At 74.7% G+C, this 25286-nt stretch carries 24 protein-coding genes and 1 riboswitch; of the genes, 15 read left to right on the top strand and 9 right to left on the bottom strand.

What is annotated here, in order from left to right:
- Positions 1 to 19 precede the first annotated feature (19 nt).
- The 3 genes from ACYVK7_RS03705 to ACYVK7_RS03695 all read right to left on the bottom strand — a co-directional run bounded on the left by ACYVK7_RS03705 (position 20) and on the right by ACYVK7_RS03695 (position 3521).
- Positions 20 to 763 carry an ABC transporter ATP-binding protein gene (locus tag ACYVK7_RS03705; RefSeq protein ID WP_460886336.1) on the bottom strand — a complete coding sequence of 248 codons (744 nt, stop codon included), beginning with the start codon at positions 761 to 763 and terminating at the stop codon, positions 20 to 22.
- The gene (locus ACYVK7_RS03700) at positions 763 to 2460 is read right to left on the bottom strand and encodes an ABC transporter permease (RefSeq protein WP_460886335.1); all 1698 of its coding nucleotides are present in this window, start codon (positions 2458 to 2460) and stop codon (positions 763 to 765) included. Before ACYVK7_RS03700 ends, ACYVK7_RS03705 begins: the two co-directional genes overlap by 1 nt.
- Positions 2436 to 3521 (bottom strand): thiamine ABC transporter substrate-binding protein, encoded by a 1086-nt coding sequence (locus ACYVK7_RS03695; RefSeq protein WP_460886562.1) that lies wholly within the window; start codon positions 3519 to 3521, stop codon positions 2436 to 2438. Before ACYVK7_RS03695 ends, ACYVK7_RS03700 begins: the two co-directional genes overlap by 25 nt.
- A riboswitch (TPP riboswitch) is annotated at positions 3516 to 3620 on the bottom strand. Its footprint overlaps the gene before it by 6 nt.
- A gap of 37 nt (positions 3621 to 3657) precedes the next feature.
- Between ACYVK7_RS03695 and ACYVK7_RS03690 the strand changes: the two genes are divergently transcribed.
- A complete protein-coding gene (locus ACYVK7_RS03690; RefSeq protein ID WP_460886334.1) occupies positions 3658 to 3939 on the top strand; it encodes a DUF4235 domain-containing protein in 282 nt (93 codons plus the stop codon).
- Between the two features lie 39 nt (positions 3940 to 3978).
- Here ACYVK7_RS03690 and ACYVK7_RS03685 read toward each other — a convergent pair whose 3' ends face one another.
- Positions 3979 to 4752, bottom strand: a complete 774-nt coding sequence (locus tag ACYVK7_RS03685; RefSeq protein WP_460886333.1) for a PAS and ANTAR domain-containing protein — start codon at positions 4750 to 4752, stop codon at positions 3979 to 3981.
- A gap of 188 nt (positions 4753 to 4940) precedes the next feature.
- On the opposite strand from ACYVK7_RS03685, the gene ACYVK7_RS03680 reads away from it, so the two are divergent.
- The 10 genes from ACYVK7_RS03680 to ACYVK7_RS03635 all read left to right on the top strand — a co-directional run bounded on the left by ACYVK7_RS03680 (position 4941) and on the right by ACYVK7_RS03635 (position 17148).
- Positions 4941 to 6368, top strand: a complete 1428-nt coding sequence (locus ACYVK7_RS03680; RefSeq protein ID WP_460886332.1) for an FAD-dependent oxidoreductase — start codon at positions 4941 to 4943, stop codon at positions 6366 to 6368.
- 142 nt (positions 6369 to 6510) lie between these two features.
- Complete coding sequence (locus ACYVK7_RS03675) at positions 6511 to 8184, top strand: carbamoyltransferase family protein (protein WP_460886331.1); 1674 nt, start codon at positions 6511 to 6513, stop codon at positions 8182 to 8184.
- The gene (locus ACYVK7_RS03670) at positions 8181 to 9716 is read left to right on the top strand and encodes an HAD-IIIA family hydrolase (protein ID WP_460886330.1); all 1536 of its coding nucleotides are present in this window, start codon (positions 8181 to 8183) and stop codon (positions 9714 to 9716) included. Before ACYVK7_RS03675 ends, ACYVK7_RS03670 begins: the two co-directional genes overlap by 4 nt.
- A complete protein-coding gene (locus tag ACYVK7_RS03665) occupies positions 9713 to 10819 on the top strand; it encodes a glycosyltransferase family 9 protein (protein WP_460886329.1) in 1107 nt (368 codons plus the stop codon). The genes ACYVK7_RS03670 and ACYVK7_RS03665 overlap by 4 nt, the downstream gene beginning before the upstream one ends.
- Positions 10816 to 11823, top strand: a complete 1008-nt coding sequence (locus tag ACYVK7_RS03660) for a glycosyltransferase family 4 protein (protein ID WP_460886328.1) — start codon at positions 10816 to 10818, stop codon at positions 11821 to 11823. The genes ACYVK7_RS03665 and ACYVK7_RS03660 overlap by 4 nt, the downstream gene beginning before the upstream one ends.
- Positions 11820 to 13124: a glycosyltransferase gene (locus ACYVK7_RS03655; RefSeq protein WP_460886327.1), complete on the top strand. Its 1305-nt coding sequence runs from the start codon at positions 11820 to 11822 to the stop codon at positions 13122 to 13124. The genes ACYVK7_RS03660 and ACYVK7_RS03655 overlap by 4 nt, the downstream gene beginning before the upstream one ends.
- Positions 13121 to 13783, top strand: coding sequence for a D-sedoheptulose-7-phosphate isomerase (locus tag ACYVK7_RS03650; protein WP_460886326.1), 663 nt, complete (start codon positions 13121 to 13123; stop codon positions 13781 to 13783). The genes ACYVK7_RS03655 and ACYVK7_RS03650 overlap by 4 nt, the downstream gene beginning before the upstream one ends.
- Positions 13780 to 15300 (top strand): PfkB family carbohydrate kinase, encoded by a 1521-nt coding sequence (locus ACYVK7_RS03645; RefSeq protein ID WP_460886325.1) that lies wholly within the window; start codon positions 13780 to 13782, stop codon positions 15298 to 15300. The genes ACYVK7_RS03650 and ACYVK7_RS03645 overlap by 4 nt, the downstream gene beginning before the upstream one ends.
- Positions 15297 to 16052, top strand: a complete 756-nt coding sequence (locus tag ACYVK7_RS03640; RefSeq protein WP_460886324.1) for an SDR family oxidoreductase — start codon at positions 15297 to 15299, stop codon at positions 16050 to 16052. The genes ACYVK7_RS03645 and ACYVK7_RS03640 overlap by 4 nt, the downstream gene beginning before the upstream one ends.
- Positions 16053 to 16077: 25 nt before the next feature.
- A complete protein-coding gene (locus ACYVK7_RS03635; protein WP_460886323.1) occupies positions 16078 to 17148 on the top strand; it encodes a glycosyltransferase family 9 protein in 1071 nt (356 codons plus the stop codon).
- On the opposite strand, the gene ACYVK7_RS03630 is transcribed toward ACYVK7_RS03635, so the two are convergent.
- Entirely contained in the window at positions 17042 to 18004 is a 963-nt protein-coding gene (locus ACYVK7_RS03630; RefSeq protein WP_460886322.1) for an NAD-dependent epimerase/dehydratase family protein, read from the bottom strand. The two genes, ACYVK7_RS03635 and ACYVK7_RS03630, sit on opposite strands and share 107 nt — an antisense overlap.
- Before the next feature lie 166 nt (positions 18005 to 18170).
- Here ACYVK7_RS03630 and moaC point away from each other — a divergent pair, with 166 nt between their 5' ends.
- Together moaC and ACYVK7_RS03620 are read left to right on the top strand one after the other, a co-directional pair.
- Positions 18171 to 18641, top strand: a complete 471-nt coding sequence (gene moaC, locus ACYVK7_RS03625) for a cyclic pyranopterin monophosphate synthase MoaC (RefSeq protein WP_460886321.1) — start codon at positions 18171 to 18173, stop codon at positions 18639 to 18641.
- A complete protein-coding gene (locus tag ACYVK7_RS03620) occupies positions 18638 to 18877 on the top strand; it encodes a MoaD/ThiS family protein (protein WP_460886320.1) in 240 nt (79 codons plus the stop codon). The genes moaC and ACYVK7_RS03620 overlap by 4 nt, the downstream gene beginning before the upstream one ends.
- Before the next feature lie 33 nt (positions 18878 to 18910).
- Here the strand turns inward: ACYVK7_RS03620 and ACYVK7_RS03615 are convergent, their stop codons facing one another.
- The 3 genes from ACYVK7_RS03615 to ACYVK7_RS03605 all read right to left on the bottom strand — a co-directional run bounded on the left by ACYVK7_RS03615 (position 18911) and on the right by ACYVK7_RS03605 (position 20945).
- A complete protein-coding gene (locus ACYVK7_RS03615; protein ID WP_460886319.1) occupies positions 18911 to 19408 on the bottom strand; it encodes a MogA/MoaB family molybdenum cofactor biosynthesis protein in 498 nt (165 codons plus the stop codon).
- The gene (locus tag ACYVK7_RS03610; protein WP_460886318.1) at positions 19405 to 20319 is read right to left on the bottom strand and encodes a sulfite exporter TauE/SafE family protein; all 915 of its coding nucleotides are present in this window, start codon (positions 20317 to 20319) and stop codon (positions 19405 to 19407) included. The genes ACYVK7_RS03615 and ACYVK7_RS03610 overlap by 4 nt, the downstream gene beginning before the upstream one ends.
- 167 nt (positions 20320 to 20486) lie before the next feature.
- The gene (locus tag ACYVK7_RS03605; RefSeq protein ID WP_460886317.1) at positions 20487 to 20945 is read right to left on the bottom strand and encodes an RrF2 family transcriptional regulator; all 459 of its coding nucleotides are present in this window, start codon (positions 20943 to 20945) and stop codon (positions 20487 to 20489) included.
- A gap of 57 nt (positions 20946 to 21002) precedes the next feature.
- Here ACYVK7_RS03605 and modA point away from each other — a divergent pair, with 57 nt between their 5' ends.
- Positions 21003 to 21788: a molybdate ABC transporter substrate-binding protein gene (gene modA, locus ACYVK7_RS03600; RefSeq protein WP_460886316.1), complete on the top strand. Its 786-nt coding sequence runs from the start codon at positions 21003 to 21005 to the stop codon at positions 21786 to 21788.
- Positions 21785 to 23851 carry an ABC transporter permease gene (locus ACYVK7_RS03595; protein ID WP_460886315.1) on the top strand — a complete coding sequence of 689 codons (2067 nt, stop codon included), beginning with the start codon at positions 21785 to 21787 and terminating at the stop codon, positions 23849 to 23851. The genes modA and ACYVK7_RS03595 overlap by 4 nt, the downstream gene beginning before the upstream one ends.
- A 16-nt stretch (positions 23852 to 23867) precedes the next feature.
- Here the strand turns inward: ACYVK7_RS03595 and ACYVK7_RS03590 are convergent, their stop codons facing one another.
- A complete protein-coding gene (locus ACYVK7_RS03590; protein WP_460886314.1) occupies positions 23868 to 25124 on the bottom strand; it encodes an AGE family epimerase/isomerase in 1257 nt (418 codons plus the stop codon).
- Between the last annotated feature and the right edge of the window lie 162 nt (positions 25125 to 25286).

Genomic DNA, 25286 nt, shown 5'->3' with positions numbered 1-25286 from the left:
CTTCAGGCGGGTGCGCCCCCTACTGCGGTCGGTCCCGCGCGGCGGTCGCGCCGAGGAACTCCGCCACCCGGTCCGTCGCCGGGGCCGCCCGCAGCTCGTCCGGCGGGGCGACCTGCAGCAGGCGGCCCTTGTCCATCACGCCCACCCGGTCGGCCACGACGGACGCCTCGGCGTGGTCGTGGGTGACGAACACCGCCGTCGTCCCGGTCTCGACCAGCGCCGCCCGTACGTCGCCCGCCAGCCGTTCGCGGAGCTGGCGGTCGAGGGCGGACAGCGGCTCGTCCAGCAGGAGCAGGCGGGGCCGTGGGGCCAGGGCCCGCGCGAGCGCGACGCGCTGCTGCTCCCCGCCGGAGAGCGTGGGCACGGCCCGCGCCTCGTAGCCGGCGAGCCCGACCAGGTCGAGCAGGGCGGTCACGCGGGCGTCGCGCTCCGCCCGGGACAGGTCCTGGACCTCCAGCCCGTACGCCACGTTCCGCCGCACGTCCCGGTGCGGGAACAGCTGCCCCTCCTGGAACATCAGCCCGAACCGGCGCCTGTGCACCGGCACACCGGTGAGGTCCTCGCCGTCGTAGACGACGTGGCCCCCCGACAGCGGCTCCAGCCCGGCCACCGCGCGCAGCAGCGACGACTTGCCGCACCCGCTGGGGCCGAGCAGCGCCACGACCTCGCCGGGCTCGACGGTCAGCGACACCCGGTCCACCGCCGTGACGCCGCCGGCGCCCCCGTACCGGACCGAGACGTCCCGGACCTCCAGCCCCGCCATCAGAACTCCCCTCCGGCGCGCTCGTCGCGCAGCCGCTCGGCCACCATCATCACTGTCGCGGTCAGCACGGCGAGCACCACCGACGCCGCGAGCGCCATCCCGTAGTTCTCGGCGCCGGGCCGCCCGATGAGGCGGTAGATCACGACCGGCAGGGTGGCGCCGTCGGGCCGCGCGAGAAACGACGTGGCGCCGAACTCGCCGAGCGACACGGCGAACGCGAACCCGGTGGCAAGCCCGACCGAGCGCAGGGCGATCGGCAGGTCCACGGTGCGCAGCACGCGGCCCGGTCCGGAGCCGAGCACCGCGGCGACCTCGCGCAGCCGGGGGTCGATCGCCCGGAGCACCGGCAGCACGGTGCGCACGACGAGCGGTACGGCGACGACGGCCTGCGCCACAGGGACGAGCAGCCCGGAGGTCCGTAGGTCGACGCCGAGCACCGGCTGGTCCATGGTGACGAGGAACCCGAAGCCGACGGTCACGGCGGACACCCCGAGCGGGAGCATGAACAGCGCGTCGAGCGTCCCGACGGCGCGGCGTGCGCCGACGGAACGTGGCCTGCGGGACACCACGAGCGCCACGAGCCCCCCGACGACGAGGGAGATGACCGTCGCGGTGAGCGCGATCCGCAGCGACGTCGCCGTGGCCTCCCAGACGGTCACGACCAGTGCGTTCCGTTCGCCGGTGGTGCCGAGGGCGACGTAGTTGCCGGGCCCCCACGTCCCGTCGGGCTCGCGGAACGAACGGGTCACCAGCCCGGCGAGGGGCAGCACGATGAGCCCTGCGACGATCGCGGCGCCCACCAGTGCCGTCGCGACGTCCTGCGGCGACCGCCACGACAGGGGCCGGGCCGCACCGCGCGAGGAGACGAGCCGCAGTGCCGCCTCACGTCGGCGGCGCGCCCGGGCGGAGACGGCGAGGGCCGCGGTGATGACCACGAGCTGCATGATCGAGAGCACCGAGGCGGACCGCAGGTCCAGGAACTGGGTGGTTCGGGTCCAGATCTCGGTCTCGATGGTCCCGTAGCGCGCGCCGCCGAGCACCAAGACCACGCCGAACGCCGTGGCGCAGAACAGGAACACGACGGAGGCCGCCGACGCGACGGCGGGCGCCAGCGACGGCAGCGTCACCGTCCGGAACACCCGTGCGGGTCCGGCCCCGAGCGACGCGGCGGCCTGCTCGGTCCGGGGGTCGAGTCGCTCCCACAGCCCGCCGACGGTGCGCACCACCACCGACACGTTGAAGAAGACGAGGGCGATGACGATCCCCGCCAGGGATTCCTCCAGCCCGAGGAACCCGAGGGCGCCGCCGGGCGCGAACAGGGTGCGGAACGCGACGCCGACCACGACGGCCGGCAGCACGAACGGCACGGTGACGAGCCCGCGCACCAGGCTGCGGCCGGGGAACGAGCGCCGGTAGAGCAGGTAGGCGAGCGGCAGGCCGAGCAGCACGGAGAAGGCGGTGCCGAGCACGGCCTGGGTCAGCGTGAACCCGACGAGCCGCCAGGTGCGCGGGCGCTGGAGCACCTCGGTGAAGCCGCTGAGGTCGACCGCGCCTTCGGGCACGAAGCCGCGGACCACGAGCGCGGCCACGGGCCAGGCGAAGAAGATCGCGAGGAATCCGAGCGGGACGGCGACCGCTGCCGCCCACAGCAGCGGCGCGGTTCCCCGCCGGCTCAGCCGAGCACTGTCTCGGTCCACCGCTCGATCCACTCGTCGCGGTGCTCGCTCACCTCGGTGGGCTCCACCTCGTACGGCTTCTCGGCCTGGGGTGCGAACTTCTGCCAGTCGGCGGGCAGCTGCACCGAGGGGTCCGCCGGGTACATGTACATCGACTCGGGCAGCGCGGCCTGGACGTCCTCGGTCAGCAGGAAGTCGACCAGCTCCTGCGCACCCTCGGGGTTGTCGGAGCCGGCGAGCACGCCCGCGTACTCGACCTGGCGGAAGCAGGTCTCGAGCAGGGCGCTCGTGGTCGACCGAGACCCGTCCTCGCTCACGGTGAACGCCGGCGACGTCGCGTACGACAGCGCGAGGGGGCGTTCTCCGCCCTCGCCGGCACCCGAGAAGTCCACGTAGTACGCGTCCTCCCACGAGTCGGCGACCTTGACGCCGTTGTCCGCGAGCGATGCCCAGTAGTCCTCGAACCCGTCCTCGCCGAACGCGCCGATCGTCGCCAGCAGGAACGCGAGCCCCGGGGACGACGTCGCCGGGTTGGTCACCACGAGCAGGTCCCGGTACGCGGGGTCGGCCAGATCGTCCAGCGTCCTCGGCACCTCGAGGCCGGACTTCTCGAACCAGGCCTCGTCGACGTTCACGCAGACGTCGCCCTGGTCGACCGGCGTGAGTGCTCCACCGAGCTGCTCGGCGCCGTCCGGGAGGCCCGGAGGCGCGTACTCCGCGACGACGCCCTGCTCCAGCGCGCGGGAGGCGAACGAGTTGTCGATGCCGAACACGGCGTCGCCCAGCGGGGCGTCCTTGGTGAGCACGAGCTGGTTCACCAGCGTCCCGGCGTCGCCCGCCGCGCTGACCTCGAGGGTCATCCCCGACTCCTCCTCGAACCGCTCGACGAGCTGCTCGTCGAGGGCCCAGGAGTCGTGGGTCACGAGAGTCACGGTGCCGGACGCCGACGGGTCGCCCGCGCCGGTCTCGGAGCTGCCGGGCCCGGAGCCGCCGCAACCGGTGAGCAGGAACGCCACCGAGAGCGCTCCGGCGATCGGTCCAGCGTGGACGGTGCCCCCGTGGGCACCGGAAAGACGCAACATCATGCCTCGACTTCCTCCGCCGGTGTGACCCGGATCAGGTTCAAGGGTCTGCGGTGGTCCGCACTCTCAGCGCTGTCGGGCGCTCCCCTGTCGTTTCCAGGCAGCCTACTGGCCCTTCGGGCGCTACGGTGTGAAGGTGGCCCAGATTGAGACGGAACAGACACTCGCCGAGAAGGTCGGCACGCTCGCCCTGACGCTCGCGGCCGGCTGGGCCGCGCAGAAGGCGGTCAGCATGATCTGGAAGGGCGTGACGGGCAACGACGCGCCCAACAAGCCGGACGACCCGGAGCTGGACCTGGTGCAGGCCACCGTGTTCGCGGCGGTCGCCGCGGGAACAGCGGTGTTCGCCAAGCGCCTGGCGGCGAAGGGGGCGTCGAAGGCCGCCCTGCGGATCGCCGCCCGCCGCTCGGCGCACTAGCCGGTCCAGCCCCGAGGCCGGTCCTGCCGGTGGCAGCGCTCAGCGCGCCGCCGTGCGTGGCCGCCGGGTGAGCAGCGGGTCGTGCCCGCGCGGCCTGCCCACCGGCTCCACGCCGTCGAGCGCGCGGGTCAGCGCCGCCTGCGTGATGCCGGTCTGACCCTCGGTGCGCAGCCTGGTCATGACCTGGTCCGCCGCCAGCCGCAGCGGGATGCTCACCCTGCTCGCGACGTCGAGCAGCAGGTGACCGGCCGTCTCCTCGTCGACTCCGCGAACCGCCATGATCACTCCCTTGGCCTGCTCGATCACGGCCTGGCTGACGAAGGCCCGTGTCACCACGCCCTCCGACCGCCGGGTCAGCACCTCCTTCTGGACCGGCGTGGCGTCGACGACGTATCCGACCAGCTCCGGTGACCGGTCCGGGCCACCCCGCACGCCCTGACCGATGACGACCACCGAACGCGTACGGCCCTTGCGGTCGACGATCCGGTGCGAGCACGCGAACGGCCGGCCGAGCCGCAGCGCCTCGGCGGCGGCGCGGACGATCCGGCTCCGGTCGTCAGGATGCTTTCTCGAGCGCAGCGCCTCGAGGCATGGTTCCACCTCGTGCCGCTTCCACCCGTGCATGGTGTAGATCTCGTCGGACCACCACCAGCCGCCTGACGTGAGGTCGACGCGAAACCGGCCGACCAGCAGATTGGTACCGAGGCCCAGGGCGTGTGCCAGATCGCCCGCCGAGAAGCTCGGGGACGGTGTCGCGGCATCTCCTCCGGCGCCGTCCACAACACTGAGTGCTGGCTGTGGGAATGAGGCCATCTCAACCTCCCAGATCCGGTGTGGACCGGGAGCCGCTTCATGACTCCGCGCCATCGATTGTAGAGCGGTTCACCGTCTTCGACAGCCCGGGCGAGCCTCCCGCCGTCCCTGGCGCGCTGCGAGTGCCCAGGCCTCGTGCCAGCCTGAAGTCGCCCGCAGCGACCGACCACCGGCACCGGAGGTGCACCGTGAGCGAGACTCCCCATGACGTGACGGCGGCACCGGGCCCCGCGGTCGAGGACGCGCCGAACCTCCTGGCCCCCGGCCCGCTGCGCGCCGACGTCGTGGTGGTCGGTGCCGGCCTCACGGGCGTCGTGACGGCCCAGCTGCTCGCCGACGGCGGAGCGGACGTCGTGGTGCTCCACGCCGGCACCGCCAGGTCCACCACCACCGCCCGCTCGACCGGCAAGCTCTCGGTGCTGCAGGGCACCCGGCTCGCGCGCGTCGCGCGGTACGGCGACGAGGTCGTACGGGACTACCTCGCGGCCGGCTTCGCGGGCCTGGGGTGGCTGCGCCGCACCCTCGAGGACCTCCACGTGCCCGTCGACAACCGCGACGACCTGACCGTGGCCACCGCGCCGGAGCAGGTGGCCGACGTCGACGCCGTGCTCGCGACCTGTGCCCGCCAGGGGGTCGCCGGCGCGCAGTGGGAGGAAGACCCGCCCTACCCCACGAAGACCTACGGTGCGGTGCGGCTGCCCGGCCAGGGCCAGGTCGACCCGCTGCGCATGCTCTCGGCACTCAGCGCCCGCCTGCGGTCCCGTGGGGTACCGGTGCACGACGGCGTCCGGGTCCGGCAGGTGCGCAGGCTCCGTTCGGGCGTCGCGCTGCGCACCAACCGTGGCACCGTGCTGGCCGACCGCGTGGTGCTCGCCACCGGAGTCCCGCCCGGCCGCCTGGGCGGCCTGTTCCTCCGGCTGGAGGCCGGCCGGAGCCTGCTCACCACCTGGGACGTCGCGGACCCCGGAGCGCTGCCGCCCGGCTTCGCCGACACCATGTCCATCACGGCGGGGTCGCCCGTGCGCTCCCTGCGCCTGGCCGACGGCCTGCTCATGGTCGGCGGCGAGGGTTACACCGTCGGCAGGGAAGCCCGACCCGACCGGCGGCTGGCCGCACTCGACGAGTGGACCCGCGCCCACCTCCCGGTCGGTGCCCCTCGGCACGCGTGGGCGGCCCAGGACTACAGCAGCGACACCGGCCTGCCGCTCGTCGGTCCCGTGCTGCCCGGCGACGACCGCGTGCTCGTCGCGACGGGGTACGCCAAGTGGGGCCTCACCAACGCCGCCGCCGCCGGGCTGGCGCTCGCCGGCCGGCTCCTCGGCGAACCCGTCGAGTGGGGCCCGACGCTCGAACCGCTGGCCCGGCCGCCCCGGCCGACGACCCGCACCGCTGCCACCTTCGGCGAGCAGACCGCCGGCTGGGCCTGTGCCACCACCCGCCCCTCGGGCGGACGGCCGGGCACCGTGCACGTGTCCAGGACCTGCCCGCACCTCGGCGGCGTCGTGCGGTGGAACGACCAGGAGCAGTCGTGGGACTGCCCCGTGCACGGATCCCGCTTCGCCGCGGACGGGACCCTGCTCGAAGGACCGGCGACGGAGGACCTCGCACGGCGCTGACCTGCAGGAACATACCTCCGACGGCGAATGTCACGCGGGGCGACGGTTCGAGATGCGAGTGCTCCGGGGGGCAGCGAACGTAGAGGAACCGGAAGAAGCCCGGTGACGACCATCCGTGGAGGTCACTGTGCGAGTTCTCGGCGTGAACGCCCTCTTTCACGATCCGTCGGCAGCACTCGTCGTGGACGGCCACGTGCTCGCCGCGGCCGAGGAGGAACGGTTCAGCCGGCGCAAGCACGGCAAGCGGCCCGTCCCGTTCGCGGCCTGGGAGCTACCGGAACAGTCGATGCGCTGGTGCCTCGACACCGCAGGGCTGGCACCGAACGACCTGGACGCGGTCGCGTACTCGTTCGACCCGGCGCTCGCCAAGCCGGCCGACGAGATGGGGCTGCCCGACCCGTGGGACTGGCTCCGGCGCCAGTACGCCGAACGGGCGCCCCAGTTCATCGCCACGGCGCTCCCCGGGCTCGACCCGGCCACCGTGCGCTTCGTGCCCCACGAGGTCGCCCACGCCGCGTCGGCCGCGCTCGCCTCCCCGTACCGCACGTGCAGCGTCATGTCGCTCGACGGCCGCGGCGAGCGCTCCTCCTACCTCGCGGGCCGGTACACCGACGGCCGGCTGGAGGTGCTGGCGAGCCAGGAGCTGCCGCACTCCCTCGGTCTTGTCTACGAGTCCCTCACCGAGCACCTCGGCTTTCTGCGGTCCAGCGACGAGTACAAGGTGATGGCGCTCGCGTCGTACGGCCGCCCACGGTTCCTGCCCGAGCTGCGGGAGCTGCTGCGTACCACGCCGGACGGCGGGTTCGTGGCCGAGGCCCCCGACTGGTCGCGCTGGACGCAGCCGGCGACGCCCGGCACGCTGCGGGAGCCGACCGGTTCGGGCGGCCTGCCGCCCGACCAGGCCGACCTCGCGGCCTCCGTCCAGGTGCGCCTGGAGGAGCTCCTCGTGGAGCTGGCCACGGCGCTGCACGAGCGGACCGGCGACAGCGCGCTGACCATGGCGGGCGGCACCGCGCTGAACTGCGTGGCCAACTCCCGGCTGTGGCGTGAGACCCCGTTCGAGCACGTCTGGGTCCAGCCGGCCGCCGGCGACTCCGGCACCGCGCTCGGCGCCGCCCTGCAGCTCACGGCCGAGGCGGGCGTGCGCACCGTGCCCATGGCGTCCGCCGCGCTGGGCCGCTCGTGGTCCGACGACGAGCTGGCCGCCGCGCTGCGCACCGCCGGCGTGCCGTTCACGACCCCCGCCGACCTCCCCGACCGCGTAGCCGCGGTCCTCGCCGACGACGGGATGGTGGCCTGGTTCGACGGCCGGTCCGAGTTCGGGCCGCGCGCGCTCGGGCAGCGCTCGCTGCTCGCCAACCCCGGCCCACGGTCGAACACCGAACGGCTCAACGTGGTCAAGGGCCGGGAACAGTTCCGGCCGGTCGCCCCCATGGTGCTCCTCGAGGACGCGGCGGACATCTTCTCCGGCGGCCCGATACCCAGCCCGTACATGCTGTTCGTCCACGACGTGGCCCCGGGCTGGCGGGACCGGATCCCCGCGACGGTGCACGTCGACGGCACGGCCCGGATCCAGACCGTGGACGGCACGCAGCCCCGGCTCCAGGCGATGCTCCGGGCGTTCCGGAGCCGCACCGGCCTGCCCGTCGTGGTCAACACGAGCCTCAACACCGCCGGCCGCCCCATGGTGGACAGCCCTCGTGACGCGCTCGAGCTCTTCGGCTCCGCGCCCGTCGACCTCCTGGTGCTCGGACCGCACCTGGTCCGGAGAGCGGACGTGTTCACGGCCGCGCGGCCGTCCGGAGGTGCCACGTGACCGCGTCCTTCTCGGTAGTGGTCCCGACCGTGGGCCGCCCGGAGCTGCCGGCGCTGCTCGACTCCCTGCGCACCGCCTGCGCAGGCGGCCCGCGGCCGGTCGAGGTCGTCGTGGTCGACGACCGCGTGTGCACGGGCCACCGACGGAACCCGGCTCTCGACCTGGGGCCCGACCCGGTCCCCGGCGTCCGCGTGCTCCGGACCGGCGGACGGGGCCCCGCCGCCGCCCGCAACGTGGGCTGGCGCAGCGTGCGGACACAGTGGGTGGCCTTCCTCGACGACGACGTGGTGGTGCCGGAGCGCTGGGCCGCCGCCCTCGAGCGGGACCTGGCGGCGGCCGGCCCCGACGTCGCGGGCGTGCAGGGCAGGATCGTGGTGCCGCTGCCCCGGGACCGGTGCCCGACGGATCTCGAACGCAACACCGCGGCACTGGAGACCGCGGCGTGGGCGACGGCCGACATGGTCTACCGCCGGGCCGCCCTGCGGACGGTGCACGGATTCGACGAACGCTTCCGCCGGGCATACCGCGAGGACGCGGACCTGGCGCTCCGCGTCCGCCGGGCCGGCTGGGACCTCGAGCGCGGCGTCCGGTTCGTCGAGCACCCGGTCCGGCCGGCCGGGAACCTGGCGAGCGTGCGCGCCCAGGCAGGCAACGCGGACGACGCCCTGCTGCGCTCGCTCCACGGCCGGGACTGGCGCAGGCTCACCGGAGCCGGCCGGGGCCGCCTGCCCCGGCACGTGGCGACGGTCACGGCAGGGCTGACCGCGCTCGGCTGCCTCGCCGTGCCGAGCTCCCGTGCGGCACGCGCCGGCACGGTGCTCGCCGGATCGGTGTGGGCGGGGCTCACCGGGGCGTTCGCCGCCGAGCGAGTGGCGCCCGGTCCACGACGAGGCGACGACGGTCACGGCCCCGAGCTGCGGCGCATGGTCCTGACCAGTGTGCTCATCCCCTTCGCCGCCGTGGCCCACCGTCTGCGCGGCACCTGGCGCTGGCGGACGCTCGGCGGTCGCGTACCGGCCTGGCCCCCGCCGGTCCGTGCCGTCCTGTTCGACCGGGACGGCACGCTCGTCCACGACGTGCCCTACAACGGGGACCCGGACGCCGTCGTGCCCGTGCCGGGCGCCCGCAGGGTGCTGGACCTGCTGCGGGCCGACGGGCTGCGGGTGGGGGTGGTCTCCAACCAGTCCGCCATCGGCAGGGGCCTGCTGACGAGCGCGCAGGTGGACGCGGTGGACGAACGGGTCCGCCGGCTGCTCGGCCCGTTCGGCACCTGGCAGCGCTGCCCGCACCGGCCCGAGGACGAGTGCACGTGCCGCAAGCCCGAGCCGGGTCTCGTGCTGCGGGCGGCCGCGGAGCTCGGCGTGCTGCCGGCCGAGTGCGCGGTCGTCGGCGACATCGGCTCGGACGTGGGCGCCGCCGTGGCGTCCGGCGCGCACGCCGTACTGGTACCGACCGAGGTGACCAGACGCGAGGAGCTGACAGCCGCTCCCGTGGTGGCCGCCACTCTCGACGAGGTGGTGACACTGCTATGACTCCTGCGAAGCACCGTGTCCGTGTTCTCGCGGTCCGGCTCGACAGCGACGGGGACGTGCTGCTGACCGGTCCCGCCGTGCGCGCGCTGGCCGCGACGTACGACCAGGTGGACCTGCTGGTCTCCCGCTCCGGTGTCCAGGCGGCGGAGCTGCTGCCCGGTGTCACGGAGGTCCTCCGGTTCGACGCGCCGTGGACAGGGGCCCAGCCGCCCCCGGTCTCCGCCGAGGCCGTACTGGACCTCGTCGCCGGTCTGATCGCCCGGCGCTACCAGCTCGCGGTCGTCTTCACGTCGTTCCACCAGTCGCCTCTCCCGATGGCGCTGCTGGCCCGCCTGGCGGGCATCCGCCGCATCGTCGGGGTGAGCGAGGACTACCCCGGCTCCCTGCTCGACGTGCGCCACCGCCGCGCACCCGGTCTGCACGAGGTAGAGGCGGCCCTCGAGCTGGCCGAGCGGGCGGGCGCCCGCCTGGCGGTGGGTGACGACGGCCTGCTCGCCGTCCGCCGTCCGCTGCCCGCGGTGCCGCCGCGCGCCGAGCACACGCTGGGCGTCGGCGGCGCCTGGCGACAGCGCTCCGTCGTCGTCCACCCGGGCGCGTCCGTGCCCGCCCGGGCACCGCTGCCCGAGGATGCGCGGGCCATGGCGGCGCGCCTGGCGGGCGACGGCTGGGACGTGCTCGTGACCGGCTCCGCCGCGGAGCGCGACCTGACCACGTACGTGGCCGGTGGCCACGCCACGGACCTCGGGGGCCGCACCGACCTCGCGGAGCTCGCCGCGGTCCTGGAGTCGGCGGCCTGCGTGGTGGTCGGCAACACCGGTCCCGCCCACCTGGCCGCTGCCGTCGGGACGCCGGTGGTCAGCCTGTTCGCCCCGGTCGTCCCGGCGGACCGGTGGGCACCCTACGGGGTGCCCCGGCTCGTCCTCGGCGACCAGGGCTCGGTGTGCCGCGGCACGCGTGCGCGCACCTGTCCCGTGCCGGGTCATCCGTGCCTCTCGTCGGTCACGCCGGAGCAGGTGTCCGAGGCGGTCGCGCGCCTGACCCACCTGCCGCCGCGAGCGCCGGCCGCCGCCGGCGGGCCCCGGGCCGAGGGGTGGCCATCATGAGAATCCTGCTGTGGCACGTCCACGGCTCGTGGACCACCGCTTTCGTCCAGGGGCAGCACGAGTACCTCGTGCCCGTGCTGCCCGGGCGACCGCCCGACGGCCGTGGGCGGGCCAGGACGTGGGACTGGCCCGACTCGGTCCGGGAGGTGGACCCGGAGGACCTCCGGCACGTTCTCGACACGGAGGGCGTCGACGTCGTGCTGCTCCAGCGGCCCCACGAGGCGGCGCTCCTGTACGAGTGGACCGGCCGCCGCGCCGGGCAGGAGGTGCCCGCCGTCTACCTGGAGCACGACGCGCCCGGCGGCCCCGCCGCCGCCACCCGGCACCCGCTTGCGGACGTCGGCGCCGTCGCCGACGGGCGGGTCCCGATCGTCCATGTCACCCGGTTCAACGCCCTGATGTGGGACACCGGCCCCGCGCGCACCGCCGTCATCGAGCACGGTATCCCCGACCCGGGCAACCGCTGGACGGGCGAGCGCGAGCGGGTCGCGGCGGTCGTGAACGAGCCGGTCCGTCGCTGGCGAGCCGCCGGGACGGACGTACTGCTCCACGTGGCCCGCGAGGTCCCCGCCGAGGTGTACGGCATGGGTACGGAGCTCCTGGCGGAACACCTCACGCCCCTCGGCCCGACGGCGGCAGGGACCGCCGGCCGGCTGTACGACCTGCCGCAGCTGGAGCTGCACTCCCGCCTCGCGGGTGCCCGCGCCTATCTGCACCCGTACCGGTGGACGAGCCTCGGGCTCGCCCTGCTGGAGGCCATGGCGCTGGGCCTGCCCGTCCTCGCGCTGCCCGTCACTGCCGCGTACGCCGCGGTCCCCCCGGAGGCCGGGGTGCTCAGCGCCGATCCCGACGAGCTCGTGGCGGTCGCCCGACGGTGGCTCGCCGACCCCTCCGAGGCCGCCGCGTACGGCAAGGCCGCCCGTGAGCACGTCCTCACCCACTACCCCCTCGACCTGTTCCTCGACCGCTGGACCACGCTGCTGACACAGGAGGTGTCGCCATGAGGATCGGCATGATCTCGGAGCACGCCAGCCCGCTCGCCGTCCTCGGCGACGCGGACGCCGGTGGACAGAACGTCCACGTCGCGGCGCTGGCGCAGCGCCTCGCCGCGGACGGGCACACCGTCGACGTCTACACGCGGCGGGACGACCCGGAGCTCCCGGAACGGGTCCCCCTCGCCGACGGCGTCGACGTCGTGCACGTCGACGCAGGCCCGCCGGAACGACTGCCCAAGGACGAGCTCCTGCGGTGGATGCAGCCGTTCGGCGACGACCTCGCGGTCCGCTTCGAGGACCCCGAGGCCCGGCCGGACGTGGTGCACGCCCACTTCTGGATGTCCGGCCTGGCGGCACTGCGCGCCACCCGCCGGCCGGTTGACGGCACCGGACGACCGACGGTCCCGGTGGTCCAGACCTTCCACGCGCTGGGCTCGGTCAAGCGCCGCTACCAGGGCGCCGCCGACACCAGCCCCACCGCGCGGATCGCCCTCGAGCGGACCCTGTGCCAGGACGTGGACCTGGTCGTCGCCACCTGTCGCGACGAGGTCGGCGAGCTGCGCCGGATGGGGGCGACGGACGAGCGGGTCCGCGTGGTGCCGTGCGGTGTGGACCTCGGGGTGTTCACGCCGAGCACCACCCGTGCCCGCGCCGACGACGACGGAGCTCCCCTGCGGCTGCTGTCCCTGGGCCGGCTCGTGGAGCGCAAGGACGTGGCGACCGTCATCGAGGCGCTCGCCCGGCTCGATCACGGTCAAGGCCCGCCGGTGGAGCTGCTGGTCGCCGGCGGGCCGCCCCTCGGCGAGCTCGACCACGACCCGGAGGTGCGCCGCCTGCGCGGCCTGGCCGAGCGCCTGGGCGTCCGCGACCGGGTGCGGTTCCTCGGCGCCGTCTCGCACGACGACGTCCCGGGGCTGCTCCGCGAGGCCGATGTCGTGGCGTGCACGCCCTGGTACGAGCCGTTCGGCATCGTGCCGCTGGAGGCCGCGGCGTGCGGCCTGCCGGTCCTCGCGTCCGCGGTCGGCGGCATGCTCGACACCGTGGTGCACGAACGCACCGGCCTCCTCGTGCCGCCGCGTGACCCCGCCGCCGTCGCCGAGGCGCTGCGGCGGCTCGCGGACCACCGGTTCCGGCTCCGGCTGGGCGCCGCCGCCCGCGTCCGCGCCGAGCGCCGGTACGGCTGGGCCGCCGTGGCCCGGCAGACGGCCGAGGCCTACACGGAGGTCATCAGTTCCCCGTCCGCCCGTGCGTCCCGCCCGCAGCGGCCCGCGACGGACGCTCCGCTGGTTTCCGCAGGAGGTATCCGATGAGTGCAGAGCCCATCCGTCCGACCGCCCTCCCGCCCGACGCCTCCAGCGGTGGGAGCTGGCTGCGCCGCCATCGCGCCGATCTGGCGACCGGCCTCGACCACGTGACCGCCAGCCTCGGCCGGATCGAGTCCTGGGGACAGGACCTCGCCGACCGGCTGCTCTCCGGTCACCGCCTGCTGGTCGCCGGCAACGGCGGTAGCGCCGCGGAGGCCCAGCACCTGACCGCCGAGCTCGTCGGCCGCTTCGAGGGTGAACGCGTGCCGCTCGCCGCGATCGCCCTGCACGCCGAGACCTCCAGCCTCAGCGCGATCGTCAACGACTACGGCCAGGACGAGATGTTCGCCCGGCAGGTCGCGGCACACGGCAGGCCGGGAGACGTCCTGCTGTGCCTGTCCACGTCGGGGTCGAGCGCGAACGTGCTCGTCGCGGCGCGCCGGGCCCACGAGCTCGGACTCACCACGTGGGCCCTCACGGGCCAGGCGCCCAACCCGCTCGCCGCGCTGTGCGACGACGCGCTCGCCATCCCGTCGGTGTCCACGTCGGCGGTGCAGGAGGTCCACCTCGTCGTCGCCCACACGCTGTGCGCGGTGCTCGACGCCCAGGTCGCCGCCCGCGCGCGGGTACGCACGGCCGGGCAACGGACGGGGGTGCGCGCATGACCGGCAACGGCTCGCCCGTCGGGGACCTCTCGCGCAGGCGGTCCGGTACCGGCCCTGCCCGGCCGCGCATCGCCGTCGTCGGGGACGTCCTGCTCGACCGGGACGTCGACGGTTCGGTCACACGGCTCGCACCCGACGCGCCGGTGCCCGTCGTCGACGTGACCGAGGTGCGGCAGAGCCCCGGCGGCGCGGGGCTCGCCGCTCTCCTGTGCGCGCAACGTGCCGACGTGGTGCTGGTCGCGCCGGTCGCCGACGACGCGGCCGGCCAGGAGCTGCGCCACCAGCTCGCCGACGTGACGCTCGTCGCGCTGGGCCACGACGGACCGACACGCCGCAAGACCCGCGTCCGGAGCTCCGGACAGGGCCTCGTCCGGGTCGACGACGGCGGGCCGGGGACCCCGGTCGGCGTCGACCCGGCGACGGTGCGCCGCGTGCGCGAGGCCGTCGCCGGCTGCGACGCCGTGCTCGTCGCCGACTACGGCGGCGGGGTGACCCGGGACCCGCTCCTGCGGGAGCTGCTCACCGAGTCGGCGGAGCGTGTGCCGCTCGTCTGGGACCCGCACCCCCGCGGCGGTGCGCCGGTCCCCGGCGCGGCGCTGGTGACGCCCAACGTGGCCGAGGCCGAACGCGCGGCGCGACAGCTCCCCGGACGGCCCGCCGATGCGGACACCGGGGTACCTGCCGTGGCCGACCTGCTGCGCAGGGCCTGGGACGTGCAGGCCGTCAGCGTCACCGCGGGAGACCGGGGCGCCTTCGTCGCGCAGGCCGGCACCGAGCAGGCCGGCACCGAGCAGAACGTGGTGCGGCACCTGCCCACCCGGGCCGTGCACGGCGCCGACGCCTGCGGGGCCGGGGACCGGTTCGCCGCGACGGTGGTGGACCGGCTGTCCCGCGGAGACGGTGCCACGACCGCCGTCCGGGAGGGTGTGGTCGCAGCGAGCGCCTGGGTGGCCTCGGGTGGGGCCGACGGTTTTCGCCGGTCCCGCGAGGCCGCCGTTCCGCCGGCCGAGCGGAACGACTCGGAGACCCTGGCAGAGCTCGGTGCCCGGCTGCGCGCGCGTGGTGGGGTGCTCGTCGCGACGAGCGGGTGCTTCGACCTCCTGCACGCGGGCCACGTCAGCATGCTCGACGCCGCACGGCAGCTGGGCGAGCACCTCGTGGTGCTGGTCAACTCCGACCGGTCCGTACGGCGCCTCAAGGGTCCCGAGCGGCCCCTCGTGCCCCTGGCCGACCGGCTTCGGGTCCTGGAGGGCCTCGGGTGTGTCGACGCGGTGGTCGTGCTCGACGACGACGAGCCGTCCGACGCCGTGGCCGCGCTGCGGCCCGACGTCTGGGCCAAGGGCGGCGACTACACCTGGTCGGACCTGCCGGAGGCTGCGGTCGTCCGTTCGTACGGCGGGCGCGTCGTGACCCTGCCCTATCTCCCCGGCCGCTCGACCACCGGGCTCGTCAGCCAGGTCCGGGCGTCCGATCCCGTTCCCGCCGCTCTCCCACCGACCATGAGGAGGTCATCATGACCGCAGCCACCACCACCGCGGGCACACCGTCCGCCGCTCCTGCTCCCGCACGCTCGCCGCTCGCACCGAGGTCGGTCGGCACGGTGTTCGTCACGGGCGGCGCCTCGGGGCTGGGCGCGGCGCTCGTCGACGTGCTGGCCGCCGTCGGTGGCACGCCCGCCGTGATCGACCTGGCCGAGCCGACGGCTGACGTTCCCTTCGCGGGCGCCGACCTCGGGGACCCCGGAGCCGCGCAGGCCGCCGTGCGCTCGCTCGTGGACCAGGTCGGTCCGCCCGACGCGGTGGTGACCGCCGCGGGCATCGACGCGTGCGGCCCGTTGCTGGAGATCGAGCCGGAGGACTGGGAGCGCGTGGTCCGGGTCAACCTGTTCGGCACCGTGTCGATGGTCCGCGCGGCCCTGCCGTACCTGGAGGAACGCCGCGGGACCGTGGTCACCGTCGCCTCGACGCTGGCGCTGCGCGGTGCCGGCGACGCGACGGCGTACTGCGCGTCGAAGTGGGGCATCCGGGGGTTCACCCAGGCCCTCGCGGCGGAGTACGCGGGCCGGGTCGGGGTCACGTGCCTGATTCCCGGAGGGATGCGGACGCCGTTCTTCGACGGCCGCACCGAGCAGTACAAGCCGGGCCCCGATGCCGACCTCAACGACCCCGCCGCGACAGCCGCCGCCGTGGTGACCGCGCTGACGCAGCCCCAGGGGAGCGAGATCCGGGAGATGCTCGTCATGGCGTCGGGCGAGGCGTCGTGGCCATGAGCGCGTCGACCGTCGGGAGCGTGCCATGACCGTGCTCGTGCTCCGCGCGCTGGGGCTCGGCGACGCGCTGACCGGGGTCGCGGCGCTCCGGGGGGTGCGGCGGGCCTGGCCGGGGCACCGGGTCGTGCTCGCGGCGCCGCAGCCCATCGGCCGGTGGCTGGCCGATCACGGGGTGGTGGACGCCGTGCTGCCGACGCGCGGGCTGTCGAAGCTGCCCTGGCCCTGGGCCGGCCCCGGGGGTGCCCAGGACGCACCGGGCTGCCTGGCGGTGAACCTGCACGGCCGAGGGCCGGAGAGCCACCGGGTGCTGCAGGCGACCCGACCGGACGCCCTGGTCGCCTTCGGCAACGCCGAGGCAGGTCACGTCGGCCCCGACTGGGACGAGGCGGAGCACGAGGTGCTGCGCTGGTGCCGGCTGGTGCGGAGCATGGGCGGCCCGTGCGACCCGGAGGACCTGCGGCTCGGCCCCTCGGACCCGCTGGCGGGAAGAACCCAGGTGGGCGAGCAGGCGGAGGTGGTGGTCCACCCGGGTGCGGCCGCCGAGGCACGCCGCTGGCCCGCCTCGCGGTGGGCTCAGGTGGTCGCGGCCCTCACCGCCCAGGGCCACCGCGTCGTCCTGACCGGGTCGGAGGCGGAACGGGGTCTGTGCGCCGGGGTCAGGCAGGAGGCGGGGCGGCACGAGGCGGTGCGCGACGCCTCCGGCCAGCTCGGCCTCCCCGCGTTGGCCGACCTGGTGTCCACCGCCCGGCTGCTGGTCAGCGGGGACACGGGGGTAGCCCACCTCGCCACCGCGTACGGCACGCCGTCCGTCACGCTGTTCGGGCCGACGCCGCCTGCGCTGTGGGGCCCTGTCATCGATCTACCCCGGCACGTCGTCGTCTGGCACGGCGACCGCGACGCGCCGCCGCGGGACCCGAACGCGGGACGCCTGGACCCGGCGCTCGCTCAGGTGCCCGTCGACGAGGTGGTCGCGGCGTGCGAGTCCGCGCTCACGCAGCTCCCCGCGACCGGGTCCGGAACCACGACACCGTCCTGGCCAGACCGTCCGTCCACGCGACCTGAGGTTCCCAGCCCAGCTCGGCACGCGCCAGGGTGATGTCGGGGCAGCGCATGCCGGGGTCGTCGACGGGCCGCTCGACGTACTCGACGGACGACGCCGACCCTGCCGCCCTGATCACGTCGGCGGCGATCTGGGCGACGGTCAGCTCGTGCGGGTTGCCGAGGTTCATCGGCCCGGGGTGACCGCTGTGCGCGAAGGCCAGCAGGCCGGCCACCAGGTCCTCGACGTAGCAGAGCGACCTCGTCTGGCTGCCGTCGCCCGCGACCGTGAGGGGCTCGTCCGCGAGCGCCTGGCGCACGAAGGTCGGCACCACGCGCCCGTCGTGCGCCCGCATGCGGGGCCCGTAGGTGTTGAAGATCCGCACGATGCCCGTGTCCGTCCCGAACGCTCGCCGGTACCCGGCGGTGAGCGCCTCACCGAACCGCTTGGACTCGTCGTAGACGCTGCGTGGGCCCACGCTGCTCACGTTCCCCCAGTACTCCTCCGTCTGGGGATGGACCTGTGGATCCCCGTACACCTCCGAGGTGGAGGCGAGGACGAGGCGCGCGTCGTGCTCGCGGGCCACGTCGAGCGCCGCGCGGGTGCCGCGCGACCCCGCGTCGAGCGTCTCGATCGGGTGCTCCAGGTAGTCGATCGGCGAGGCCGGTGAGGCGAGGTGGAACACCAGGTCGACGCGGGACCGGAGCGCGGCCCGGACGGTGCGGGAGGTGAGACCGTCCGCGACGTCGCAGTGCTCGAACCGGAACGCGGGGTGCCCGCGGAGGGCTGCCACGTTGCCGGGTGTCCCCGTCAAGAGGTTGTCGAGGCACAGCACCTCGGCCCCGGCGTCGACGAGCGCCTCGCACACCCTGCTGCCCACGAACCCGGCACCTCCGGTGACGACCGCCCTCATCGCACGGCCTCGCCGGGGTGGCTGGTCCAGCCGTCGCTGCTCATGGGTCGTCCTCTCGCCTGAGGTCCAGGCAGCCTGGTCTCGACCGCACGGTTCCACGGTGCACCTCGGTCACTTCACTCGCACCGTCGTTCCGGGCGGTCCGCGTCCGTGACACCCTGGTCCCGTGAGCTTCACGCATCTTGATGACCGTGGTCAGGCCCGCATGGTCGACGTCACCGCCAAGCAGCCGACGATCCGTTCCGCGACGGCGTCGGGCACTGTCCGGTGCGCTCCCGAGGTGGTGCGGGCCCTGCGCGACGGTGCGGTGCCGAAGGGCGACGTGCTGGCGGTCGCTCGCATCGCGGGCATCGCGGCGGCCAAGCGGACGCCGGAGCTGTTGCCGCTGGCGCACGTGATCGGTGTGCACGGCGCGGCGGTGGACCTCGAGGTGACGGACGACGGCGTGGTGATCTCCGCGACCGTCCGCACCGCGGACCGCACGGGTGTGGAGATGGAGGCGCTCACCGCGGTCGCGGTGGCCGGGCTCGCCGTGGTCGACATGGTCAAGGGCCTGGACAAGTCGGTCTCGCTCGCGGGCGTGCGCCTCGAGCGCAAGACGGGCGGCAAGTCGGGCGGCTGGGAGCGTGGGGAATGATCACCGTCCGCTACTTCGCCGGTGCCAGGGAGGCCGCCGGGGTCACCACCGAACAGCTCGGCGGGCCGACGTCGGTCGCCGCCCTCCGCGCCGCCCTCGCCGCGGCGCGCCCGGGGCTGGGCGCCGTGCTGCCGAGGTGCGCGCTGCTGGTCGCGGGCTCCCGGGCGACGTCGGACGCGGCAGCGATCCCCGACGGCGTCACGGTAGACGTGCTCCCGCCCTTCGCGGGCGGCTGACCCCTCTTGCTCGTGGGCGTACCGCTGACGAGGTCAGTGGTCGCCGCCCTCGAGCTGGGAGCGGACGTGCGGCCAGAGGGTGAGCACCACCTCGAGCCCGTCCCGGACGCCGCCGGACGAACCTGGCAGGTTCACGACGAGTGCCCGTGCCCCGTCGGCACCGGTGGCCAGGCCGGCCAGGCCCCTGGACAGCGCGGCCGTCGGCACTCCCGCCGCGATGCCCTGCTGGCGCACGGCCTCCGCGATCCCGGGGACCTCGTAGTCGAGCACCACGCGCGTGCCCTCGGGAGTGAGGTCGCGCGGGGTGATGCCCGTGCCGCCGGTGGTGATCACCAGCCGGGCACCGTCGTCGAGCGCGGCCCGTACGGCGTCCCGGACCGACTCGACGCCGTCGGGCACCAGGTGGTTGCGCACGTCGGTGAGCCCTGCCTCCCGGAGCAGCAGCGCCGCCGTCGGGCCGGAGCGGTCCTCCGCCTCCCCGCGTGCGCACCGGTCGGACACCGTGATCACCGCTACCCGGTCGGACGTCATACCGACACGCTATCGGCCTCCGGCTTCTGGGGCTGCGCCGCCTCGGCGGCCTTGGCCTGGCGGTGCGCCCGCACCGACCACGCGACGGCGGCGGCCCAGCCGACCCAGAGCACGATGTAGACGCCGATCTTCACGCCGTCGGAGGCAGCGATCCAGTCGCTGTTCAGCAGAGTGCGCGAGTTGGTGAGGATGATCACGCCGCCCACGGCGGAGCCGAGGACACGGGGCGGCACGAGGCGCACCAGCCAGGCCGCGATGGGCGCCGCGATCAGGCCGCCGATGAGGAGGGCGAGCACCCAGGTCACGTCGATGCCCTCACCGCTGAGTCCCACGAAGAAGCCGATGCTCGCCGCGATCGCGACGAAGAACTCGCTGGTGTCGATCGAGCCGATCACCTTGCGCGGCTCCATGCGACCGCTCGCCAGGATCGCGGGCGTGCCGACCGGGCCCCAGCCGCCGCCACCGGTGGCGTCCATGAAGCCGGCCACGAGGCCGAGCGGGGTGAGGAAGCGACGGCGCAGCGGCTTGTCCGAGCGCGCGGGCAGGCCCTGCACGGTGAAGCGGAGCAGCACGTAGAGGCCCAGCCCCAGCAGGATCACCGACATGATCGGGCCGGCGACCTCCGTCGAGAGCGACGACAGGAACGTGGCGCCCGCGAACGCGCCGATCGCGCCGGGGATGCCGATGCGCGCCACCACCTTCCAGTCCACGTTGCCGAAGCGCCAGTGCGCGGCGCCCGAGGCGAGCGTGGTACCGATCTCGGCGAGGTGCACGGTGGCCGACGCCGCGGCGGGGTTGGTCCCGATGGCCAGGAGCAGGGTGGTGGAGGTGACGCCGTAGGCCATGCCGAGGCTGCCGTCCACCAGCTGGGCGCCCAGGCCGACGAGCGCCAGCAGGATCAGGGTTCTCATGGTCATCGACCTTCCACGTCCGGGGATACGGCAGCGGCCGCAACGGACGGCCGGGAGTCAGAGTAACCGCCTATCCCGGTCGGAAACAACAGTCATATCACGCATCGGATAAGTCGACATAAGCGCCGGACGTCGGCCGACCCTTGACCACGGGGTCCGCCGGTTCCCTAGGAGTTGGCCCAGGCGGAGTCGCCCTGGGTCAGCGCGCGGACGTCGTCGGGCAGAGTGCCCGCCACCAGGTCGGCGAGCGAGACCGCCTCCAGCACGGCTCGGACGTTGGCGCGCAGCGCCACCCACACGTGGAGCAGCGGCGCGGCCGGGCCCTGGAACTCCAGGTCGGACGGCCGGTTGCCGCGGACGAAGACGAGCGGCCCGTCCACGGCTCGCACGACGTCCGCGATGGTGATCGAGTCGGCAGCCCGGGCCAGCCGGTAGCCGCCGCCCGCGCCACGGTGGCTCGTGACGAGCCCGTCGCGACGCAGATCGCTCAGGATCCCCTCCAGGAAACGGTGCGGGATGTCCTGCGCGCGGGCCAGGGCCTCGGCGCGGACGGGTCCGTCGTGGTCGGCAGCCGCCAGCTCGGCGGCTGCCCGGACGGCGTAGTCGGCTCGTGCGGAGATCCTCATGCCTCCCATTGTCTCCTGTACGCCGCCCACGGCGTGCGTCGGGATAGCCTCGGCACCGTGTCGAGACTCGCGAAGCTGCCACCCGGCTCGCCGCGCCGGGCCCTCGCACCGGCCACGAGCCTGGCGCTGGGCGTCGGCCTGGTGCTGACGGGCTGCGCCTCGACGTCCGGCGGCGAGCACCTGACCGTGCTGGCCGCGGCCTCGCTGCGCACCCCGTTCGCCGAGCTCGCGACCAGGTTCGAGCAGGCGCACCCGGGCGTGGAGGTCACCATCTCGTTCGGCGGGTCGGCCGACCTCGCCGACCAGATCGAGGCGGGTGCCCCCGCCGACGTCGTCGCCACCGCGGACGAGACCGCCATGGCCCGCCTCTCGGACGCCGGACTGGTCACCACGCCACGGCTCTTCGCGACGAACGTGCTCACGATCGTCGTGCCGACCGGCAATCCCTCCGACGTCCGGAGCCTTGCCGACCTCGGACGGAGCGATGTCGACGTGGTGCTCTGCGCCCCCGAGGTCCCCTGCGGCCGTGCGGCCGCCGCCGTGGTCGACGCCGCGGGCGTCACCCCGCACACGGTGAGCGCGGAGCCGAGCGTCACGGACGTGCTGGCCAAGATCGCCCTGGGCGAGGCCGACGCGGGCCTCGTCTACGTCACCGACGCCGCCACGGAGCCGGACGACGTGGAGACCGTCCCCGCTCCCGAAGCCGCCGAGGTCGTCAACCGGTACCCCCTGGCCGTGCTGGCCGACCCGCCCTCCCCCGACCTGGCCGACGAGTGGGTGGCCCTGGTCACGGGCGAGGAGGGCCGGTCGGCGCTGGCGGAGGCAGGGTTCGGCACGCCGTGAACGGCCTGCCGCGCTGGGTCGCCCTACCTGCAGCCCTCGGTGCGCTGCTGGTGGTGCTGCCGGTCGCGTCGCTCCTGACCCGCGTCGACGTCGGTTCGCTCTGGCCGCTCCTGACTGCTCCCGGCGCCCGCGACGCCCTCTGGCTGTCGCTGCGCACCTCGGTCGTCGCGACCGTCCTGTGCGTAGCGCTCGGTGTGCCGCTCGCGCTGCTGCTGGCCCGCACGTCGTTCCCGGGGCGCCGGGTGGTGCGCGCGCTGCTCCTGCTCCCCCTCGTGCTGCCACCCGTGGTGGGCGGCCTGGCGCTGCTCACCCTGCTGGGACGCAGCGGGCTGCTGGGCGGTGTGCTCGAGGTCCTGGGTGTCCGCATCCCGTTCACGACGGCGGCCGTGGTGCTCGCGCAGGCGTTCGTGGCCCTGCCGTTCCTCGTCCTGACGCTCGACGGCGCCCTCCGGTCCCACGACACCGCGCACGAGGACGTCGCCGCGACGCTCGGCGCCCGGCCAACCCGTGTGCTGCTGCGGGTCACGCTGCCCGCGCTCGCGCCGGCCCTGGTCTCAGGAACCGTCCTGGCGTTCGCGCGGGCGCTCGGCGAGTTCGGCGCGACCATCACGTTCGCGGGCGCGCTCCAGGGCGTCACCCAGACCCTGCCCCTCGAGATCTACCTCCGGCGTTCCTCCGACTCCGACGCCGCCGTCGCGCTCTCCCTCGTGCTGGTGGTCGTCGCGCTGGCGATCATCGTCGCCGCGTACGGCCCGTGGTTCCCCCAGGTCCCCGAGCGGGTCGGGCCGGACGCGGCGGGGGCGAACGGAGCCGCGCGCGGTGGGGCTCCGTCAGGCGCTCGGGCCGCGGGGGACCCTGCTACCTCGGGCGACCATGGGGCCGGGCACGGCGGGCGCCTGTTCGACGCCGCCGGGGACGAGCAGGGCCACGACGCCCGGCCGGCCGTCGCGCTGAGCGTGCGCGTCCGGGTGCCGGAACGCGGCGTCGACGTCTCCTTCGAGGTGCCGCCGGGGCAGGTGGTCGCGGTGCTCGGGCCGAACGGCGCCGGCAAGTCCACGCTGCTCCAGGCGGTAGCCGGCCTGGGCGGCCACGGCGGAGACGTCGCGGTCACGCTCGGTGACCGCAGGCTGGCGGGTCCCGGCGTGCCCACGGCACCGCCGCGCGACCGCCGGGTCGGCTGGCTCGGGCAACGCGCCTTGCTGCTGCGCCACCTGTCCGTCGCCGACAACGTGGCCTTCGGCCCCGTCTCGCGCGGAACGCCCCGCGCCGCGGCGCGCACCCTCGCTCGCTCCCTCCTGACCGACGTCGGTGGCGCCCACCTGGCCGACCGACGTCCCGGCGAGCTCTCGGGCGGTCAGGCACAACGTGTCGCGATAGCGCGCGCCCTGGCCACCGATCCTGACGTGCTGCTGGTGGACGAACCGTTCTCCGCCCTCGACGTCGGTGCCGCCCAGCACGCCCGGCATCTGCTCCAGGCGGCGCACCGGACAGCCCCACGCACGACGCTGCTCGTCACGCACGATCTCCTGGACGTCGCCCAGCTGGCCGACCGCGTCATCGTGCTCGAGCAGGGGCGCGTGGTCGAGGACGGCCCCGCAGCGGAGGTCCTCACCCGGCCACGGTCGACGTTCGGTGGACGCTTCGCCGGCGTGAACCTGCTCGGGGGCAGGGTCGCGGGTGCACGCACCGCGGCGGATGGCGCGGCGGAGACCGGCCCAGGCTCTGGTGCGGTGCTGACCACCGCGCTCGGCGACGTCCACGGCACCACGGAGGAGTCGCTCTCCGCCGCCACCGAGGCCGTCGCCCTCTTCGAGCCACGAGCGGTGTCGGTCCACCGGGAGCCGCCGGGCGGCAGTCCCCGGAACGCCTTTCCCGTGCTGCTGACGGGGATCGAGCCGCACGGTCCGCTGCTGCGGATGTGGGCTCGCCCCGGCTTCCCGTCCGCCCCGGAACGGATAGCCGCCGACCTCACACCGGCTGCCGTCGCCGAGCTCGGCGCGGTGCCGGGAGAACGACTGTGGTTCGTCGTCAAGGCTGCTGAGGTGACGGTGCTCCCGCGGTGAGGGGCGCCCGGCGCCGTCAGGCCAGGATCTGGCCCGCCTGCTGCGCCGAGGCCGCGAACGAGCCGGTCAGCGGCAGCTCGGACAGGATCGCTGCCTGAGCGGCGTGGTAGACGTCGGGCTTGCCGACCCAGGTGCGGCCCGACGGCTGGTTCTCCGTGTCGAGCTCGTGGTGCCAGGACCCGTGGTCCGCATCGATGAGGTTCTCCTGGATCCAGGCCCACCACTCGCTCTCGAGCTCGGTGTAGCGCGCCTCCCCGGTGACCCGTCCCAGGACGTTGGCGGTGGCGACCGCCTCGGCAGCGACCCAGTGGAAGCGGCGCGCCTCGACCGGCGTGCCCGACCAGTCGGTGGTGTAGACGAAGCCACCGCCGTCGGTGTCCCAGCCGTCCTCGACCGCACGGTCGAACAGTGCGACGGCAGCTTCCGTACGGGCACCCGCGGTGCCGGCCTCGGCGTCGATCTGCAGCAGCAGCCGCGACCACTCGAGACCGTGGCCAGGCGTCGCACCGTACGGCTTGAAGGCGTCGTGCGGCCGGTCCGCGTTGTACTCGAGCAGCGGGTTCCAGGCCGAGTCGAAGTGCTCGGGGATCCGCCAGTCGTTCGAAGCCGCCCAGCTCACCACCCGATCGCCGATCGCCGCCGCACGGTCCAGCCACAGCCCGTCACCGGTCGCGGCGTGCGCCGCCAGCAAGGCCTCGACGGAGTGCATGTTCGCGTTCACGCCGCGGTAGTCCGACGCCGAGGACCAGTCGCGCGAACGCTCGTCCAGGTGCAGCTCCTGCTCCGGCTCCCAGAAGCGCGCGTCCAGCACGGCGAGGGCCTTGGTGAGGAGGTCTGACGCGCCGGGGATGCCGGCGATCTTGCCGGTCGAGGCCGCGAGCACGACGAAGGCGTGCGCGTAGGCCTCCTTGGTGCCGACCAGGTCGTCGCCCTCTCCGCGGGACGCCAGCCAGCCGCCGAACTCAGGATCAGCCAGCACGTCCTGGAGCCCGCTGACAGCTCGCGTCGCGTACTGCTCTGCCCCGCTCACGCCCAGCAGGTGCCCGACGGCGAAGGTGTGCGCCATCCGCGACGTGATCCACGTCTCCACCGGATGGGACTCGTCAGGACGCCCCCGATCGTCAAGCCAACAGGCAGCGCCGTCCTCGCGGATCGATCCCTCAGCAAAACGCAGCAGGGAGACGAAGTGGTCCCTGCGCCACGCGGACTCGGTGGTGCGTGCGGTCTGGCTGCTGGTGGTGCCCGCGCCTGTGCGGGTTGTGTCTGCGTTCACACAGTCACGATAGCGGCGGCAGCTGGGTGCTCGGCGCGCCGGCCGGGGACGTCTTGCCCACGAACGTCCCGACGGGCTGGCCCGGGGATTGTTCCGGGAATGCAGTCAGGGGATGGAACCCGCCCACCCGAAAGGGTGCGCGGGTTCCATCCCCTGCTGGGA

This window comes from Promicromonospora xylanilytica (assembly GCF_054782895.1).
Note: the sequence above shows the minus strand (reverse complement) of the source record. Positions and strands in the feature narration are given on the sequence as shown.

Bases quoted from the DNA above. Each gene is read 5' to 3' on its own strand.
- ACYVK7_RS03635 (WP_460886323.1), top strand. From the start codon at position 16,078: ATGACCGTGCTCGTGCTCCGCGCGCTGGGGCTCGGCGACGCGCTGACC.
- ACYVK7_RS03695 (WP_460886562.1), bottom strand. From the start codon at position 3,521: ATGTTGCGTCTTTCCGGTGCCCACGGGGGCACCGTCCACGCTGGACCG.
- ACYVK7_RS03665 (WP_460886329.1), top strand. From the start codon at position 9,713: ATGACTCCTGCGAAGCACCGTGTCCGTGTTCTCGCGGTCCGGCTCGAC.
- ACYVK7_RS03620 (WP_460886320.1), top strand. From the start codon at position 18,638: ATGATCACCGTCCGCTACTTCGCCGGTGCCAGGGAGGCCGCCGGGGTC.
- ACYVK7_RS03660 (WP_460886328.1), top strand. From the start codon at position 10,816: ATGAGAATCCTGCTGTGGCACGTCCACGGCTCGTGGACCACCGCTTTC.
- ACYVK7_RS03655 (WP_460886327.1), top strand. From the start codon at position 11,820: ATGAGGATCGGCATGATCTCGGAGCACGCCAGCCCGCTCGCCGTCCTC.
- ACYVK7_RS03685 (WP_460886333.1), bottom strand. From the start codon at position 4,752: ATGGCCTCATTCCCACAGCCAGCACTCAGTGTTGTGGACGGCGCCGGA.
- ACYVK7_RS03610 (WP_460886318.1), bottom strand. From the start codon at position 20,319: ATGAGAACCCTGATCCTGCTGGCGCTCGTCGGCCTGGGCGCCCAGCTG.
- ACYVK7_RS03605 (WP_460886317.1), bottom strand. From the start codon at position 20,945: ATGAGGATCTCCGCACGAGCCGACTACGCCGTCCGGGCAGCCGCCGAG.
- ACYVK7_RS03645 (WP_460886325.1), top strand. From the start codon at position 13,780: ATGACCGGCAACGGCTCGCCCGTCGGGGACCTCTCGCGCAGGCGGTCC.
- ACYVK7_RS03615 (WP_460886319.1), bottom strand. From the start codon at position 19,408: ATGACGTCCGACCGGGTAGCGGTGATCACGGTGTCCGACCGGTGCGCA.
- ACYVK7_RS03630 (WP_460886322.1), bottom strand. From the start codon at position 18,004: ATGAGGGCGGTCGTCACCGGAGGTGCCGGGTTCGTGGGCAGCAGGGTG.
- ACYVK7_RS03705 (WP_460886336.1), bottom strand. From the start codon at position 763: ATGGCGGGGCTGGAGGTCCGGGACGTCTCGGTCCGGTACGGGGGCGCC.
- ACYVK7_RS03640 (WP_460886324.1), top strand. From the start codon at position 15,297: ATGACCGCAGCCACCACCACCGCGGGCACACCGTCCGCCGCTCCTGCT.
- ACYVK7_RS03650 (WP_460886326.1), top strand. From the start codon at position 13,121: ATGAGTGCAGAGCCCATCCGTCCGACCGCCCTCCCGCCCGACGCCTCC.